10 protein-coding genes and 2 pseudogenes are annotated in these 19155 nt (G+C 46.6%); 10 read left to right on the forward strand and 2 right to left on the reverse strand.

Annotated features, from left to right (window positions below):
* Positions 1-2: 2 nt before the first annotated feature.
* Both QUA90_RS19150 and QUA90_RS19155 read left to right on the forward strand, forming a co-directional pair.
* The gene (locus QUA90_RS19150; RefSeq protein ID WP_333447146.1) at positions 3-5420 is read left to right on the forward strand and encodes an AAA family ATPase; all 5418 of its coding nucleotides are present in this window, start codon (positions 3-5) and stop codon (positions 5418-5420) included.
* 375 nt (positions 5421-5795) lie between these two features.
* On the forward strand, positions 5796-7469 hold the full coding sequence (locus tag QUA90_RS19155; protein ID WP_333387659.1) for a calcium-binding protein: 1674 nt from the start codon (positions 5796-5798) through the stop codon (positions 7467-7469).
* A gap of 67 nt (positions 7470-7536) precedes the next feature.
* Here QUA90_RS19155 and QUA90_RS19160 read toward each other — a convergent pair whose 3' ends face one another.
* Positions 7537-7899 carry a hypothetical protein gene (locus QUA90_RS19160; protein ID WP_333311867.1) on the reverse strand — a complete coding sequence of 121 codons (363 nt, stop codon included), beginning with the start codon at positions 7897-7899 and terminating at the stop codon, positions 7537-7539.
* Positions 7900-8300: 401 nt separating this feature from the next.
* Between QUA90_RS19160 and QUA90_RS19165 the strand changes: the two genes are divergently transcribed.
* Both QUA90_RS19165 and QUA90_RS19170 read left to right on the forward strand, forming a co-directional pair.
* Positions 8301-9143: a photosystem II manganese-stabilizing polypeptide gene (locus tag QUA90_RS19165; RefSeq protein WP_333053687.1), complete on the forward strand. Its 843-nt coding sequence runs from the start codon at positions 8301-8303 to the stop codon at positions 9141-9143.
* Between the two features lie 462 nt (positions 9144-9605).
* Complete coding sequence (locus QUA90_RS19170; protein ID WP_333331168.1) at positions 9606-10379, forward strand: RNA polymerase sigma factor SigF; 774 nt, start codon at positions 9606-9608, stop codon at positions 10377-10379.
* A gap of 134 nt (positions 10380-10513) precedes the next feature.
* Here the strand turns inward: QUA90_RS19170 and QUA90_RS19175 are convergent, their stop codons facing one another.
* A complete protein-coding gene (locus tag QUA90_RS19175; protein WP_333447148.1) occupies positions 10514-11680 on the reverse strand; it encodes a pyridoxal phosphate-dependent aminotransferase in 1167 nt (388 codons plus the stop codon).
* Positions 11681-11917: 237 nt separating this feature from the next.
* Here QUA90_RS19175 and QUA90_RS19180 point away from each other — a divergent pair, with 237 nt between their 5' ends.
* The 6 genes and pseudogenes from QUA90_RS19180 (at position 11918) to QUA90_RS19200 (ending at position 19027) form a co-directional block, all read left to right on the forward strand.
* Positions 11918-12430: an adenine phosphoribosyltransferase gene (locus tag QUA90_RS19180; RefSeq protein WP_333331175.1), complete on the forward strand. Its 513-nt coding sequence runs from the start codon at positions 11918-11920 to the stop codon at positions 12428-12430.
* A 218-nt stretch (positions 12431-12648) separates the two neighbouring features.
* Entirely contained in the window at positions 12649-13689 is a 1041-nt protein-coding gene (locus QUA90_RS19185) for an ABC transporter permease (RefSeq protein WP_333331178.1), read from the forward strand.
* A 259-nt stretch (positions 13690-13948) separates the two neighbouring features.
* Positions 13949-14899, forward strand: a pseudogene (locus tag QUA90_RS30465) (leucine-rich repeat domain-containing protein); the annotation flags it as partial.
* 510 nt (positions 14900-15409) lie between these two features.
* Positions 15410-15976, forward strand: a pseudogene (locus QUA90_RS30470) (DUF6745 domain-containing protein); the annotation flags it as partial.
* A gap of 433 nt (positions 15977-16409) precedes the next feature.
* Entirely contained in the window at positions 16410-18572 is a 2163-nt protein-coding gene (locus QUA90_RS19195) for a DUF4394 domain-containing protein (RefSeq protein WP_333447152.1), read from the forward strand.
* A gap of 167 nt (positions 18573-18739) precedes the next feature.
* Positions 18740-19027, forward strand: a complete 288-nt coding sequence (locus tag QUA90_RS19200) for a hypothetical protein (protein ID WP_006630975.1) — start codon at positions 18740-18742, stop codon at positions 19025-19027.
* The last annotated feature ends 128 nt before the right edge of the window (positions 19028-19155 follow it).

Here is a 19155-nt window from a genome sequence, read left to right on the forward strand (position 1 = left end):
GTATGGCAAGTATAAATTTTACATTGACAGGTTATCAAATTCTCGATCGCATTTACTCAGGAAATCGCACCCTAGTTTATCGAGCTTTCCGCACTGGCGACCAAAAACAGGTCGCCATCAAAGTCTTGCGGAGTCAGTATCCCAGCTTCAGCGAACTGGTGCAATTTCGTAATCAGTACACCATCGCCAAAAACCTCAACTTGCCCGGAATCATCGAAACCTACAGCTTGGAAACCTACCACAACAGCTATGCGTTGGTAATGGAAGACTTTGGGGGAATTTCTCTGAAGGAATGGACGGAAAAAAGGGAAACTCGGCCGACTCTGATCGAGTTTTTGCAAGTGGCGATCGACCTGAGCAATATATTAGATATACTCTACCGCCACCGGATAATTCACAAAGACATTAAACCCGCCAATATTTTAATTCATCCCCAAACAAAACAAGTCAAACTCATTGACTTTAATATTGCATCTTTGCTACCAAGGGAAACTCAAACCCTGATGAATCCTAACCTGCTGGAAGGGACACTCGGCTATTTTTCTCCCGAACAAACGGGAAGGATGAATCGCCGCATAGACTACCGCACTGACTTTTACTCTTTGGGCGTGACTTTTTACGAATTGCTGGCGGGACGATTGCCGTTTCAATCCAACGATGTGATGGAATTAGTACACTGTCATATTGCGAAGCAACCACCATCACTGCATGAAATCAATCCTGAAATCCCGCCTGTACTCTCGGAGATTGTCAGCAAATTAATGGGGAAAAATGCCGAAGACCGCTATCAGAGTGCGTTAGGGCTGAAATTCGATTTAGAATGTTGTTTGGAGCAACTTGAAGAAAACGGTAGGATAAAGAGTTTTGCGATCGCGCAGAGGGATGTTGGCGATCGATTCATTATACCAGAAAAACTCTATGGTCGCGAAACTGAAGTAGAAACCCTACTCCAAGCCTTTGATCGCGTCAGTAGTGGCACAACTGAAATGATGCTAGTAGCAGGTTTTTCGGGGATTGGGAAAACTGCAATTGTGCATGAAGTTCACAAACCAATTGTCCGCCAGCGCGGCTATTTCATCAAAGGCAAATTCGACCAATTTAACCGCAATATTCCTTTCTCAGCTTTTGTCCAAGCATTTCGAGATTTAATCGGACAATTGCTGAGCGAAAGTGACGAAATGTTGAAAACTTGGCAAAGTCAAATATTCCAAGCACTGGGCGATAACGGCCAAGTCATTATTGAAGTAATTCCCGAACTAGAAAGAATTATTGGGAAACAACCACCCGCACTGGAATTATTAGGAACTGCGGCACAAAATCGGTTTAATTTGCTGTTTCAAAACTTTATTAAGGTGTTCACAAAGCCAGAACATCCCCTGGTGATGTTTTTGGATGATTTGCAGTGGGCAGATTCCGCCTCGCTGCGGTTAATGCAACTGCTTGTTACCGAGTCGGAAACCGGCTATTTATTAGTAATTGGTGCCTACCGAGATAATGAAGTATTGGCAGCACATCCGTTGATGCAGACACTGGATGCAGTGGTCAAAGGTGGGGCAACGGTGAATACTATTACCCTGGAACCGTTGAGTTCAACAAGTCTAAATCATTTGGTTGCTGATACGCTCAATTGCGATCCATCTTGGGCAATACCGTTGGCGGAATTGGTGGCACAAAAAACCCAGGGAAATCCCTTTTTTGCAACGCAGTTTCTCAAAGCACTGCATCAGGATGGGCTGATTGAGTTTGATCGGCTTGCTGGTTACTGGCAGTGCGATATTGTTCGAGTTCGGGAGGCAGCGCTGACGGATGATGTGGTCGAGTTTATGGCGTTGCAGTTGCAAAAATTGCCGCCCGCGACTCAGAATGTGTTGAAGTTGGCTGCTTGTGTTGGGAATCACTTTGATTTGGGGACTTTGGCAGTTGTTTCCAAGCAACTGGAAACCGAAACGGCGGCGGATTTGTGGAAGGCTTTGCAAGAGGGGTTAATCCTGCCTGAAAGTGAAATATACAAGTTTTATATGGGGCGAGAAAGACGGGAGGAGACCGAAAATTCGGAGGTGGTAAATTACAAGTTTTTGCACGATCGCGTTCAGCAAGCCGCCTATTCTTTAATTCCCGAACAAGAGCGAGCGCGAGTTCACTATCAGATTGGACAATTGCTGATCCAGCAAATTTCACCTGCAGCTATAGAAGAGCAAATTTTTTCAGTTGTCAATCAGTTGAATTATGGTATTGCGCTGATTGAAGACCAAACACAACGTGATGATTTGGCACAACTAAACCTCACGGCTTGCCGCAAAGCCAGAGCTGCTACTGCTTATCAAGCTGCTCGCGAGTATGCTGCGATCGGGCTAAATTTGCTTGGAGAGAGCGCTTGGCAACGACAGTACGAGATGACCTTGAACTTGCACGACATAGCTGCAGAAGTGGCTTCACTCTGTGGCGAATTTGACCAGATGAATCAGTGGATTGACACTGTGATTCATCATACCCGAACTCCCCTAGAGCGAGTGAGCGTTTACATCGTCAAAATTCAGGCATTATCGTCTCAGAACAAGTTTTTAGAAGGAATTGCTATCGGTTTGTTGAGTCTCAAAGAATTAGGAGTAGAATTGCCCGATAGCCCTACATCAGAAGATATTCAGCAAGCAGTGCAGGAAATTAATAGCTCGATCGGCGATCGACCGATTGAAGAGTTATTCGATCTGCCAGCGATGGTCAACCCCCAAAAGCTGGCCGCGATGCAAGTGGCGGCAACTATGGCGTCAGCTTGTTATCTGGGTGGTTCGTCTTTGTTTGCGCTGGTGACTGCCTTACAGGTAAATTTATCTATCCAATATGGCAACAGTCGTAGTTCAGCTTATAGCTATAGTTGTTATGGGATGATTCTCAACAACTTTCTACAAGATGTGACGGTAGCCGATCAATTTTGCCGATTAGCTTATCGTCTTGGCAGTGGCGCGGATGCCAAAAATATTCGCTCTGCAACTTTTGCTGCGATCGGAGTCTTGGTGTACCATCGCAAATCGCATTTGCGGGAGACCCTCCCCATTCTTCAGGCAGGCTATCAAGCCGGATTAGAAACAGGCAATCTAGAGTTTGTCGGGCATAATGGGCATGGATTTTGTCTAAATTCCTACTGGTGCGGTCAACCTTTGGCAGAACTTGAGCCCCAAATTCGGGCATACCGTCAGCAATTACTCGACCTCAACCAACTAACGGCGGCAAGTTATTGTTGGATTTATTGGGAAACAACGCTGTTTTTATTGGGTAATCCAAACAACTTGGAGATTTCCTGTGAACAGGAACGCTATGAGGAGAAGCTGGTTTCTCAGTCGCTTGCCTCTAGCGATTTGTACCGACTCTGCATCTTCTATCTCTACAGGGCGACGTTGAGATTCCTGCTGGGAGACATTGCTCGGGCCTCCGTAGATGTCGATCGAGCAAGACAGTATATAGCGGGAAGTGCAGGAACTCCTTCCGAAGCTGGTTTATATTTCTATGACTCACTCATAGCCCTTGCCACTCCTGAGTCCGAGACAAAGTTAGAAACGCAGTCGCAACGAGTTCAGGAAAATCAAAGGAAGTTGCAGCATTGGGCAGAACACGCCCCCATGAATTATTTGCATAAGTGGCAGTTGGTAGAAGCAGAGAAATACCGAGTTGCCAGACAGAGGGCAGAAGCTATGGAAATGTACGATCGCGCCATTTCTGGAGCGCAAGAAAACGAATACATCCAAGAAGAAGCTCTCGCTAACGAACTAGCAGCTAAATTCTACCTCGACTGGGGCAAAGAAAAAGTGGCGCAAGCTTATATGCAAGAAGCCTACTACTGTTATGCTCGCTGGGGTGCGAAAGCCAAAATCGATGACTTAGAAAAACGGTATCCCCAACTTCTTGCTCCCATATTGCAGGCAAGAGAAAATCGTTGTTTAATCTGCGAAACCCGCCTCCACCCAATCAATAAATCGTCAATTTTACCTCAAAGATTCCAAACAATTCTATCTAGCAGCAACAATATTTACGAAACCCTCGATTTCGCGGCTATTCTCAAAGCTTCCCAAACTCTATCGAGTGCAATTAAATTAGAAAAATTGCTGGCTGGATTGATGTCTGTCGTGATGGAAAATGCCGGGGCAAAAAAAGCTGTTCTGCTATTGATGAAGGATGGGAATCTCGCCATCGAAGCTGTAGCCTCCTTCAATCAAGATGTCATCTCAATATCTGTACCGCTGTCAGCCAGCGACGACTTTCCCTCTGCTGTGGTCAACTATGTTAAGCGGACTTGGAAAACTGTCGTTTTGGATTATGCAGCAGTACAAAAGGATTTTATTGCCGATCCGTATTTGATACAGAAAAAGCCCAAAAGTGTGCTGTGCGCGCCCATTTTAAATCAGGGTAAATTAATCGGGTTGCTATATCTAGAAAATAACTTGACAATTGGTGCATTTACAGAAGATCGCACAGAAGTTATTCAACTTTTGTGCGCCCAAGCGGCTATCTCTATAGAAAATGCTCGATTGTACCAACAATCTCAAGCTTATGCAAAAGAATTAGAGCGATCGCTCCTTGATTTGCAGCAAGCACAGTTACAGATCGTGCAAAGCGAAAAAATGTCCACGTTGGGCAATCTAGTCACAGGAATAGCCCACGAAATTAATAATCCTGTCGGCTTTATTAGCGGCAATATTGAGGAAGCAACAACCACGATTAAAGATTTGATTAATCACTTAAAATTATATCAAGAAAAACTGCCCAATCCTGGCAAAGAAATTGAAGAAGATGCTGAGGAGATTGATTTAGAGTATGCCTTAGAAGATTTGCCAAAGATGCTGTTGTCGATGAAAGTGGGGTGCGATCGCATTCGCGGCATTAGCACCAGCCTCCGCACCTTCTCCAGAGCCGATAAAGACTACAAAGTTCCGTTTAATATCCATGAGGGCATTGACAGCACCATCTTAATTTTGAAACACCGGCTCAAAGCCAACGAACACCATCCTGCGATCGAAGTCGTCACAGACTACGGCAATCTCCCCCCTATCGAATGCTTTCCTGGTCAACTGAACCAAGTCTTTATGAACCTGCTTGCTAACGCGATCGATGCCCTAGAAGAATCAAACCAAGGACGCAGTTTGGAGGCAATTAAAGCAAATCCACACTGTATCACTGTTCGTACCAGTCTGTCGGGTGATCGACATATCAAAATTCAGATTGCCGATAACGGTGCGGGTATGACTGAAGCAGTAAAACAGCGGATTTTTGACCATTTATTTACCACGAAGGCAGTAGGAAAAGGTACTGGGTTAGGATTGGCGATCGCCCGCCAGATTGTAGTCGAAACCCACGGCGGAACAATTAATGTCAATTCTATTTTGGCGGGAGGGAGTGAATTTGAGATAGTGTTACCTGTTACTGAATAAAAGTTGACTGTTGACTAATGACTAATGACTAATGACTAATGACTAATGACTAATGACTGTTGACTAATGACTGTTGACTAATGAAAAAGGTTATTCATTTTTCATTAGTCAACATTTTGTTTGTCTAGTTTGACTTCCTTGAGTGCGATCGACTAATTTCTATTTGAAAAAATCCAAAGTAACTAAATTAGATTGCCGATCGGGCATTATACCAGCCCCGATCGCAACTGCGGACACGAGCAAAACTTCCAGCGCCCCTTCCCCAGATTGCCAAAATCTCAATTATGCTAACCTAGGCAAGCAGCAATCCCTTGTCACGAAGGCGATTAACATAATTTCAAACAATTTATTTTATTGAGGACCGGTGTATCCCCTATGGCAAACCTGATCGGCACAGACAGCAACGACTTTATTCTAGGAACTCCGCTGAGCGATCGAATTCGCGCCTTAGATGGCGATGATTCGCTCCTGGGTGCGGGAGGAGATGACACCCTAGAGGGCGACGGCGGCAACGACCAGCTTCTTGGAGGTGACGGAGCAGATTCGCTGATTGGCGGTGAAGGAAATGACGAACTTATTGGCAACCAAGGCCGCGATTTTGCTTCCGGCGGAAACGGCGACGACTCGATTCGTGGCGGTTTAGGCAACGACATCCTCGAAGGCAACGACGGGATAGACAGCGTGTTGGGAGATGCAGGGGACGACTTAGTTTTTGGCAACGGAGGCTTTGATGTAATTGCCGGCGGTACTGGCAACGACACCCTCACAGGGAATGACGGCGACGATTCCGTGTTCGGGAATGCTGATGACGACTTTCTCTACGGGAATGCGGGGAACGATTCTCTCAACGGCGGCAGTGGTAGAGATCAAATGTTGGGCGCTGAGGGCAACGATTATTTGACCGGCGGCGACGGCGACGACACTTTGTACGGCAATGCCGACAACGATTCGCTCTTCGGAGATGCTGGTAATGACCAGATATTCGGTGGCAAGGCTGACGATACAGTTTTTGGCGGCACCGGTTCCGATACCCTTCGCGGCGATGAAGCCGACGACTCGGTACTGGGAGATGAAGGTAATGACTTTCTGTTTGGTGGCAAAGGTAATGATGGTATCGACGGTGGTTTTGGTGATGACTCCTTGGCTGGAGGTATCGGCGACGATACAATTTTGGGCGGTTTCGGCAATGACAATTTATTTGGAGCAGAGGGTAATGATTCTTTAATCGGAGGCGAGGGTTCGGATACTCTGACTGGCGGCAGCGGCAGCGATGTCTTTGGATTGGGAGCCGGGCCTGGCAGTTTGGTTTTAATTACTGATTACAATGACGCAGAGGATTTCTTTGGACTGCCGAGCAATTTATCTTTCGGTCAACTGGTAGTTAGCCAAGGCAACGGTTCAAATCTCAGGGATACAGTAATTACGCTCGACGGCAAGCTTTTAGCAATTTTGACAGACACTCCGGCGGCGCTGGTCGATGTCAACGATTTTATCGCTGTGACTGGGCCGATTACTCCCAGGCCAGGCACCATTACAACTACAACTACCACTACAGTTACCACCACAATTGCAGATCCTCCAACTCCAACTACAGATTTAGTTTCACCTTCAACTACAGATTCAACTGTACCTCCAACTCCAGCTCCGTCTCCAAGTCCAGCTCCGGCTCCAACTTCCACGGAAGAAGCGACGCCGACTCTCACGGAAGCACCGACTCCGACTCCGACGCCGACTCCGACTCCGACGCCGACTCCGACTCCCACAGCAGCACCGACGCCGACTCCCACAGCAGCACCGACTCCGACTCCCACAGCAGCACCAACTCCGACTCCCACAGCAGCACCAACTCCGACTCCCACGCCGACTGCTGCGAGGATTCCGATTCCGCCGACTGTTAGCGTGCCTGATTCGCCTCTGCTATCAATTAGTTCGATCCCCCCGGCGCCCGGACTATTGCCAATGCCGGGCCAGCAGACGCCGATATTCCCGCCGGCGGGGCAGAACCTGATACCTGCTCCTACACCTGTTCCTCCACCTTACGGGTTCTAGGTGCGATCGCGCCGCTCAGTGATGAGTTATGAGTTAATGTAAAACTCACTAAACTCATCACTCAAAACTATTTAACGTCTTGGGGAGTTTCGGCCGAGTCTTCTGGCGACTCGGCTGGAGAATCTTCTAGGGGAGATAATTGTTGGCTGTACCCCAAGAGCGATCGAAGTTTCATGCGGTGGATGTAAGGCCAGCCGCCATTGGCTTCAATATTCCTGAGCAGTTTGTAAAGTGCTTGGCGGTTGTCGGGAAAAGACGCTTGAAACAAACCGTCCCGAATTTCCCGGTGCGAAGCTTCCAGCCTCCGCAGCAGGGCCAAAAGCAGCAGACTGTCTCCCTGACAACTTTCGCCTAAAGTCCGAATCGCCTCTGTCAGCGATTGCATTTGAGACTGCAACTTTTCTGACTCTAAATCTTTGCCGTTGTCCATACTGCTGCTTCCTTTGAAATCTACAAGGCCTTTGTCCCCAGCCTTTTGGTCAATCGACTAATCGAGCTAGTCGCGATCGCCATTCGGGGTCATAAGCAAAGTAACTTAAGTAGGTTGACTTAAGCAATATTAATTTGCAGTCCAAGTCAGGAAAAGAGCACAACCCGTCGTACCATGTGTATTGGGCTGCGATCCGAACATGATTGAGAAATCATAAGTTCATGCTTATTTTCACGGCGCACTAGCTTGATTTTTTGAGTCAATGCCGGTCTCGGTGAAGCGAGGGATCAGGATCTAAATGCTACCCTAAGCGCTGGCCTAGCCTGCCGGCGGGCAATTATATTTTGCTCGAACTAGGGCTTTTTCTTAATATAATCCGATGTTGGATATTGAGGTTTGCAATGAAATATCGTGCTTTAATTGTTGCACTTTTAGCTTTTTGCATGAGTGCGCTGGTTGCTTGTTCTTCTGCTTCTGACACGACGGTGGCAACTACCGAGTTGCTCACCTACGACCAGATTAGAGGTACTGGCTTGGCTAATAACTGCCCTAGCTTGGCAGAAACTTCTCGGGGATCGATCCCCATCGAAGCGGGCGCCACCTATAAACTGACTGGTTTGTGTTTGCAGCCCACAACTTATTTTGTGAAGGAAGAACCAGCAAACAAACGCCAAGAAGCGGAATTTGTGCCTGGTAAATTGCTGACACGGTTCACGTCGAGCATTGACCAAGTTCAAGGTACGCTCAAGGTCGGTACTGACGGCACTCTGACTTTCACAGAAGAAGACGGCTTGGATTTTCAAGCTATTACGATTCAGTTACCGGGCGGAGAGCAAGTACCTTTCTTGTTTACCATTAAACAGCTAGTGGCCAGTTCCGAACCGGGAGTAGTTGCTATCAATACTTCCACCGATTTGCGAGGGGAGTTTAACGTTCCTTCTTACCGCAGCGCAGGCTTTTTAGACCCTAAAGCTCGCGGGGTATCGACTGGCTATGACAATGCTGTAGCGCTTCCGGCTTCTGATAATTCCAAACGCGTGCGGGCTAATGTTAAGGTGGCTGACACTCGCACTAAGGCCGGCAAAATTTCTCTCCAAGTTGCTAAAGTCAACAGCGCCACTGGCGAAGTTGGCGGGATTTTTGAGAGCACGCAGCCTTCTGATACTGATTTGGGAGCTAGACCGGCTCTGGACGTGAAAATTCGGGGTTTGTTTTACGCTCGCATTGAGCCTTCTGTGTCATAAAATTGGCTTTCTGGATCGATCGAACTTGAGCAGTTTCTAGCCATAAAGCTCCTGCTCGCCCTTCATTAGCCAACAGTCTTGAGCAACATAACTTAGGACTGTTGACTAATGACTAAATTTATGATTGAATAGTGGTCATTCGCAAGTTATGAAGTTAGGATTTTTTATTAATTAAAGTATTGTATTCAAACCGCTTTCAGCTTATAATATTTTTTTCAAAAAACCTGGTTAAATTGGGGATGCGGTCGAAGGCGTTCTACCTGGTAAAAGTCTGCCTTATGCCGAAAAAATGCGGAGAATCCCGCTAAATCCGTTCACGTACCGAAAACTCAACTGGTGTGTCCGCTATCACACCTATTAAGTGCTAGGATTACACTACCTAAAAGTGAATTTTTTTAGACTAGATTGGAAACTACATCTAAAGCAACTTCAGTCCTCTGCTCTACCCACCCTTATGCCACCATGTCTACCACACTGCCGAACGAGCTAAAAAGCGAAAATTTGCAATTGTTGCGCGAGTACCAACTTTCTGGATCGAATGAAATCCGCAATCAGTTAGTTAAACTGAATATTGGACTGGTCAGAAAAGAAGTTTACCACTGGATCAACCAGTGCGGTGAAAGCTACGACGATTTACTGCAAGTCGGATGTATTGGGTTGATCAGGGCGATCGAGCGGTTTGATATCGCGAAGGGGCACGCTTTTAGTTCCTTTGCCATTCCCTACATTCGGGGCGAAATTCAACACTACTTGCGGGACAAAAGCCCTTCTGTGCGATTTCCCCGCCACTGGCAATCCCTGGAACGCAAATCAGTAGCAGCGATCAAGGAGTTGCAGGTGCAGTTCAACCGCAAACCTACGGATGCTGAAGTAGCAGCAGTCCTTGAGGTTTCGGTAGAAGAATGGCAAGAAATTAAGCTGGCTCATCTGAACCGATCGCCTCTGAGTTTGGACGCGCCGATGCAAGATGAAGATGAGGGGGCGACTTGTCTGGGAGAATTGGTTCCCGATAGCAAGTATCGGAGTTTTCAGTTGGCGCAAGAGGATCAAATTCGCGTACAGCAAGCTTTGGCTATGTTGGAACAACGGACTCGCGAGATATTGGAGTTTGTGTTTCTCTACGATTTGACGCAGAAGGAAACGGCTGAACGCTTGGGTATCAGTGCGGTGACTGTTTCTCGGCGAGTTAAGAAGGGGCTGGATTTGCTCAAAGAGATTATGACAAAACAGCTTTAGTTATTAGTCAGTTGTTGGTTGTCAGTTGTCAGTTGTCAGTTGTCAGTTGTGAACAGTGAACAGTTAACAGTCAACCGTTAACCGTTAACAGTCAACAGTTAACAGTTAACAGTCAACAGTCAACAGACTAATTTTTAGATGCTACGGACAAATTTATCGAGCCTTTCTACGGCTTTTTTAATTGTGCCTAAATCAGTGGCGTAAGACAAGCGAATATGGTCGTCTGCACCAAACGCAATCCCCGGAATAACTGCTACTTGCTGCTGTTCTAAGAAAGCGTCGCAAAATTCCAAAGAATTCATTCCCGTCTTGCTGATGTTGACAAACATATAGAAAGCACCGTCTGGTTTAATACAGCTAATTCCAGGGACAGCATCGAGTAATTCAAATATTACCTGACGCCTTTCGGCAAAAGCTAGACGCATTGTTTCGACAGACTCTTGACTGCTTTCCAAAGCTGCGATCGCGCCGTACTGTGCAAAAGTACACACATTTGAGGTACTGTGACCTTGAATGGTGCTGGTGGCTTTGATTAATTCGATCTGCCCGGCCAAATAACCGATTCGCCAGCCTGTCATCGAGTAAGCTTTAGCAAAACCGCTGCTAATCAGGGTGCGATCGAAGATTTCTTTGCCCAGGGAACCGATGCTGACGTGTTGGGCGTCGTCATATATAATTTTTTCGTAAATTTCGTCAGCAACGACTAAAATATCTCGATCTACTATCACCTCGGCCAAGGCTTTGATTTCCGCCGGAGTATACACCATTCCCGTCGGGTTAGAAGGCGAATTCAGTACAAATAACTTGGTTTTGGGAGTAATCGCTCGACTCAGTTGTTCCGGTGTAATTTTATATCCTGTAGAAGCATCAGTCCGTACAATTACTGGCTTGCCACTAGCGAGTTTCACCATTTCAGGGTAGCTTAGCCAGTAGGGAGCAGGAATAATTACTTCCTCTCCAGGCTCGATCAGAGCCATCATCAGATTGTAGAGGGAATGCTTGCCGCCGTTGGTGACAATAATATTTTCCGGTTGATAGTTGAGATTGTTGTCATCGCGGAGTTTGCGGGCGATCGCAGCTTTTAACTGCGGTTCCCCAGTCACAGGGCCATACTTAGTCTTCCCCGCGTCTAAAGCTTGTTTAGCCGCTGCTTTAATGTGTTCGGGCGTATCAAAGTCGGGTTCTCCCGTACTCAAACTACAGACATCAATCCCTTCGGCCTTCATGGCTTTAGCCTTAGCGGCGATCGCCAAGGTTATAGAAGGAGAAACCTCACCCACTCGTGCTGCCAATTTAATCATTGGATTTTAGATATTAGATTTTTGACTTTAGATCATAGGGTGACAAATGTTGATATTCAACCCTGTTGTTAGGGAATTATGACATTTGTTTACATAGTACGTAAAGGATTAAGCAATTAAAGAATAAAAATTAAAGAAGCTGTTAGTTTTAATTTTTATTTTTAAATTTTTAAATTTTGACGTTATTATTGTAGCATTTTTGATGCCTCGTTACCCTCAACCCCGATCTGCAAGCTTATGGATCTCAAATCTCTGATTCGCGACATTCCTGATTTCCCAAAGCCGGGAATTATGTTTCGAGACATTACAACTTTGCTGCGCGACCCGCAAGGGCTGAGCTACACCATTGACAGCTTAGCCGAAAAATGCTCTGCAATGTCTGTTGACTATGTGGTGGGCATGGAATCGCGGGGCTTTATCTTTGGCGCGCCGTTGGCTTATAAAATGGGAATAGGCTTTATTCCTGTCCGCAAACCAGGGAAACTGCCTGGTGCGGTTCATTTTGCTGAGTACGAATTGGAATACGGTGTCGATCGACTGGAGATGCACCAAGATGCGATGATTTCCGGCAGCCGGGTGCTGATTGTAGACGATTTAATCGCCACTGGCGGAACAGCGGCGGCGACGGCTAAATTGTTGGAGCAAGGTGGCTGCGAGCTTGTCGGTTTTGCTTTTATCATTGAATTGCAGGCTTTGGGCGGCAGGCAGAAATTGCCCGACGTGCCGATCGTCACGCTAGTTGAATATTAGTTAGTTAACTGTTGGCAGTTGACAGTTGACAGTTAACTGTTGACAGTTGACTGCTGACAAATAATATTCTTGAGCTTTGCATCGGAATTATTCATCTCTCTCTTCTCTTTCTCTGCGATCTCTGCGTGCTCTGTGGTTACATCATTCCGATGCAATCGGCATTAATATCATTCACAATTCTTCCAATCTAAAATCTAAAATCTAAAATCTAAAATCGTATGACTTCTATTAAATCTAATCGAAATTGGCACTTATTGAGTTCTCTGTTTGCTGGGGAAACATTTACTTATGTTTTCAAGCGACTGTTGCAGGCACTTTTAACGCTATTTTTGGCATCGATGCTTTGTTTTGCAATTATTGAACTAGCACCGGGAAATTACTTGGATACTTTGAGCCAAAATCCGAAGATTTCGCCGGAGACACTCAAGCAACTCGAACAGCAGTTCGGCTTAGATAAACCAGCGATTGTGCAGTATTGGCTGTGGCTGCAACAAATTGTGACGCGGGGAAATTTTGGCACGAGTTTTGTGTATCAGCGATCCGTAGCTTCGCTGCTGTGGGAACGAGTACCGGCGACGTTATTAATGGCGATCGCATCTTTGATTGTAACTTGGGCGATCGCGATTCCTTTGGGAATTGTCGCGGCCGTCAATCAAAACCGCACAGTCGATCGAGTTCTGCAAGTAGTCAGCTACACGGGACAAGGATTTCCCAGCTTTATCACAGCCTTGCTGCTGCTATTTTTTGCTCAAAATACTTCGCCTCTTTTCCCCGTCGGAGGAATGACAAGTATCGACCACGCAGACTTACCTTGGTGGGGCCAAATCCTCGATTACGGCTGGCACTTAATTTTGCCAACTGTTGCCCTCAGCCTTACTGGTTTTGCTGGTTTGCAAAGATTGATGCGCGGACAATTGTTAGACGTGCTGCGTCAAGATTACATCCGAACCGCACGGGCTAAAGGTTTGCCGGACGATCGAGTAATTTACATTCATGCTTTGCGGAATGCTGTTAATCCGTTGATTACGTTGTTGGGTTTTGAGTTTGCTAGTTTGTTGAGCGGTGCGTTTATTGCCGAATATTTCTTTAATTGGCCGGGTTTGGGAAAGCTGACTCTGGATGCGGTGAACAATCAAGATTTGTATTTAGTAATGGCGAGTTTGATGATGGGTGCGACGATGTTGATTGTTGGGAATTTGTTGGCGGATTTGCTGCTGAAAGCTGTCGATCCTCGGATTAAGCTGGAAGATTTGAAATAGAAGACTTAATTCAGTAATAGAAGGTACGCAAGGGCGATTGGTAATAGTCAACAGTCAACAGTCAACAGTATTCCCATTACCCATCTCGAAGTGTTTTATGTCTGAACAAAGACCAAACGAGTCTATGATTTTTAGCCGCTTTGCCGACTGGTACAGGCATATTGACAGCCTTTCAGAAGACGCAAAGTGCACAGTTAAGATGTTGTTAAGAAAGGCTGGCACTGATGACGCACAAGAAGCGGAGCAGATACTTTCAAGCATGACAGAACTGGATCTCAACAACAATAGAATTACCGACTTCAGCTTCCTCGGCTCGCTCACCAATCTGACCACACTGCATCTCGACTGCAATCAAATTACCGACATCGGATTCCTCGGCTCGCTCACCAATCTGACCACACTGCATCTCGACTGCAATCAAATTACCGACATCAGCTTCCTCGGCTCGCTCACCAATCTGACAACACTGTCTCTGTGCGGCAATCAAATTACCGACATCAGCTTGCTGGGCTCGTTCACCAATCTGACCAAACTCGATCTCGGCTACAATCAAATTACCGACATCAGCTTGCTGGGATCGTTCACCAATCTGACAACACTGTCTCTCAGCTACAATCAAATTACCGACATCAGCTTCCTCGGCTCGCTCACCAATCTGACCACGCTGAATCTCAGCAACAATAGAATTACCGACATCAGCTTCCTCGGCTCGCTCACCAATCTGACCACACTGAATCTCAGCAACAATAGAATTACCGACTTCAGCTTCCTCGGCTCGCTCACCAATCTGACCACACTGAATCTCAGCTACAATCAAATTACCGACTTCAGCTTCCTCGGCTCGCTCACCAATCTGACCACACTGGATCTGGACAGGAATCAAATTACCGACATCAGATTCCTCGGCTCGCTCACCAATCTGACCACGCTGCATCTCAACAACAATCAAATTACCGACTTCAGCTTTCTCGGCTCTCTCACAAATCTGACAACACTGTCTCTCAGCAGAAATCAAATTACCGACATCAGATTCCTCGGCTCGCTCACCAATCTGACAACACTGTCTCTCAACGACAATCAAATTACCGACATCAGATTCCTCGGCTCGCTCACCAATTTGACAACACTGTATCTGTGCAGCAATCAAATTACCGACTTCAGCGTTTTGCGTAAGCTCACCAATCTGACCAAACTCGATCTTCGCGCCAATCGAATTACCGCTATGTGCGTGTTAGGCGAACTCGCACAGAAACGTCTTACTCTCTTGACTAGGCCAATAGATGCTCAAAAAGCCACAGAGGCAGTCAAAGTTGCCTATGCTGCTATTGGCCTAGAAGAGCCCTCCGTTATTATTTGCAGCAGTCCCCGCGACGCTTTTCTCCAAATCTTCAACTTGGCAAAAGGCGACCATTCACCAAACTGGTCAAACGAAGGACATGGGAATAGATTGGGGAAAAAGCTAGACTGGAAATGGATGTCCATGTCCCCATCGATTGTGAGAGACTTTACAAGTCCGGCGGTGTGGGAGTATGAGCTCCTTAGCATGACGATGGAGTCGGAAGCAGACAGCACACTGAACTCGCTAATGTACGAATTGGTTGAGGAATATGAGCGCTCGGAACGAATGATGGGGAATGTTTTTCCCGCTTATTTGTTCGGCCTCACATACCCTGAAACCCCCACGAATTTGTTTGAAGAAATCTATTTGACTCAATGGTATATATCTTCATTAGGCGTCAATATTTCCCAAAAGGCACAAGAAATACTTCGCTGCCAAAAGCTGCTTTTCGAGCATTGCGGTTGGATATTTCCCTTTGAAAAGATTTGCGCGGTGTGCGATCGCCCCCGCCACCTGCGCTTTGACAGGCAAAACCGCTTGCACGCTGAAGCAGAACCTGCGATCGAGTTTGCCGATGGATGGAATTTTTACTATTATCATGGTGTCAAATTGCCTGAAGAATACGGCAAAGTCCACCCAAATCAATGGCAAGCCCAATGGCTTTTAGCAGAAGAAAATGCCGAACTTCGGCGAGTGTTAATTGAAGCAATTGGTTACGATCGCATTTGTCAAGAGTTGTCAGCACAACAAATAGATAGTTGGCAGGAATATGCACTATTACAAATAGATAATGCCGATGTCGAGCCGATTTGTCTGTTAAAAATGACTTGTCCGAGTACGGGATTCATTCACGCTTTGAGAGTGCCGCCAAATTTGACATCAGCTAGGGAGGCAATTCGCTGGGCAAATTGGGATATTGATCCACAGGAATTTTCCGTGCAGACTTGATGATGGTTGTCGCGGCTACACACACAAAGCCCACCGTCGCAGGCTTTAAGATTAAAGTTAAAAAATAATTTCTGACCGTACAGATCCAAAATTATAGAGTCAGCGTATATTACTAATGAACGCAGTACAAAATTTCATAGGTTCGCACCGCTAAAAATTTCAGCTTCCCTGTTTGCAGTTGAGCTGCGATCGCTCTTGGCTACACAGCCAACTATAAAATAGGGCTAAGTGATCGGTATTTAGGATTGGGTTTATTTGAATCCGGGGCCTGGTTTATATATCATTTGATCTGCCTGTAATACTTTTATGGCAACCCACCCCTACAGCCGAAAATAACAAAAACTATCCTAAAAGTGCGAACTTGTGATAGTTTAACTGAGAATACCACCGCCGTTAGGCAACAGAAGTATCAAATTTAGAGGCTGATTAGAACATGGCAGAAATTAGAGGCACCGGCCAAGCAGACTTGCTAGCAGGAACTCCAGAATATGACCTGATTTTTGGTTTGATGGGCACTGACACCATTGCCGGAAACTCTGGTAATGACAGCATTTATGGAGGTAAGCAAAGCGATTTAATTGATGGAAATTCTGGTCAAGATTCGCTTTTTGGAGATTTAGATAACGACATTATTAACGGCGGCGAAGGTAACGATTTTTTAGTGGGCGGAAAAGGCAGCGATTCCATATCGGGCAACTCTGGCAATGATGTTTTGTCGGGCGATCGAGATACTGATGTCCTGATAGGCGGAGACGGGGCAGACCTATTTGTTTTGAGGCGCTACGCTGAGGCTGACCCTTCCCGCACCAGTGGCGGTGTTAGTTTGGCAAATGCCGACGTGATCGCCGATTTTGTACCAGGTACAGATTTAATCGGTTTGGGGGAAGGTCTCAGTTTTAGCGACTTGAATATTCTGGAAGCTGGAAACGATACTGTTATTCAAGACCGGGTAACAGGAGAATTTCTCGCTACTCTCAGAGGGGTGAGACAAAGTGCAATTAACCAGGCAAGTTTCACTAATAATATTGGCAGCGTTGTTCCCAGCCCCCCGCCTCCAGCGCGGACAACGGCTTATGCTTTAACTCCTGCTAATCGGATTGTCGGTTTTAGTCTTTCCAATCCGGGAAGTGTGATCTCAGATTTGCCCGTGACTGGATTGGAAGCGGGAGAAAGTTTGCTGGGAATAGATTATCGGCCAGCTAACGGTGTGCTTTACGGTGTGGGTTCTAGCAATCGCTTGTATACTGTCAATCCGATGACTGGGGAAGCAAGTCCAGTCGGTAACGGGCAGTTTGCTGTTCCCCTAACTCCGGGGGCTGCGGGTTTTGATTTCAATCCGACAGTAGATCGAATTCGGTTTGTCAATGAAGGCGATCAAAACGCCCGCCTCAACCCGGATAACGGGGCACTTGTGGATTTTGACACGCTGGCGGGGGGAATTCAACTCGACGGGAATTTGGCTTATGTTGCGGGCGATCGCAATTCTGGAAGTTCTCCGGCTGCTGCTGGGGCTGCGTATGTGAATAACTTTGCGGGCGCAACTTCGACAACGCTGTTTGTAATTGACAGCAATTCAGATGTTTTGGTGCGGCAAGATCCGCCGAATAATGGAGGGTTGAATACGATCGGATCTTTGGGAGTTGATGCGAATAGCGTTCTCGGCTTTGATATCAGGAGTATTGGCGGCCGCGAGGTGGCAGTGGCGGCGCTGGAAGTGGGTGGCATTTCCGGCTTGTACAATATCAATTTAAGTAGCGGTCAAGCTTCCTTTGTCGGTCAAATTGCCGACGGGAGACAGATTAACGGTTTGGCTTTGCCTTTGCCTACAGCTTACGCCTTAACTGTCAGAAATGGCGCTGAAACAATTGTCGGTTTTAACGAGGCGGCACCGCGGGCAATTCTCAGCGACGTGGCAGTTACAGGATTGCAACCGGGAGAAAGCTTGCTGGGAATTGATTTTCGCCCCGCTAACGGTGTGCTTTACGGTGTGGGTTCTAGCAATCGCTTATACGCCATCAATCCGGTTACTGGGGCTGCAAGTCAAGTGGGTAGCGGGCAGTTTGCTGTTCCCCTAACTCCGGGGGCTGCGGGTTTTGATTTCAATCCGACGGTCGATCGAATTCGGTTTGTCAATCAAGCCGGTCAAAACGCCCGCCTCAACCCGGATACCGGGGCACTTGTGGATTTTGACACGCTGACGGGGGGAGTTCAACTCGACGGGAATTTGGCTTATGCTGGGGGCGATCCTAATTTTGGCAATCCCGGCGCGGCTGCGGCTGCTGCGTATGTGAATAACTTTGCAGGGGCAGCTTCGACAACGCTGTTTGCAATTGACACCAATTTAGACGTTTTGGTGCGGCAAGATCCGCCGAATAATGGGGTGTTGAATACGATCGGATCTTTGGGAATTGATGCTGGTACCGTTCTCGGCTTTGATATCAGGAGTCTTAACGGTAACGAGACGGCTTTGGCTGCGATCGAGGTTGGCGGAGTTTCCAGCCTGTACAATATCAATTTGACGACCGGTCAAGCTTCGATTGTCGGTCAAATTGGTGACGGGCGAGGGATTAAAGGTTTAGCACTGACTTTGATTTAAATAGGGGAAGAAGGAAGAAGGAAGAAGGAAGAAGGAAGAAGGAAGAAGGAAGAAGGAAGAAGGAAGAAAAATAATTAAACTTTTTTAATTTACCAATGCCCAATCCCCGATTCCCGATTCCCAATGCCCAATTTGAGTTAATCTATTATTTTGACAAACAAGATAAAATGTTATCTCAAGTTTTTTACTTGCTACGTTCCCGCAGTGACGGCAAATATTTGTCCGCGAATCCCAATCCAGATGCGGCAGTGAGTTACCTGCTGATGTTTCGCGAAGACTATGACGCTTTGAGCTATCTCAATGCCCACGCTGCTGATGTTGCCGATCGATTCGGAGTAGAATCGATTTCCGGTTCTCAGGTAAAAAAGCTACTTGAACGTTGGGGCTTTAACGGTGTGGGGGTTGTTCAAGACCCGCTGTTACCCAATATTGAGTTTTTATTGACAAAGGATTGACAATTGACAAGATTTGGTATTCACCCGGTTTCAGGATGAAATCGGGTTTTTTTGTCAAGTTTTGAGGAGCTCGCCCGATCGAGCTTGTACACTTCTGTGCCCCATATTTAGTGCAAATTGTCAAATAT

This window comes from Microcoleus sp. D3_18_C4 (genome assembly GCF_036702355.1).
GTDB lineage: Bacteria > Cyanobacteriota > Cyanobacteriia > Cyanobacteriales > Microcoleaceae > Microcoleus.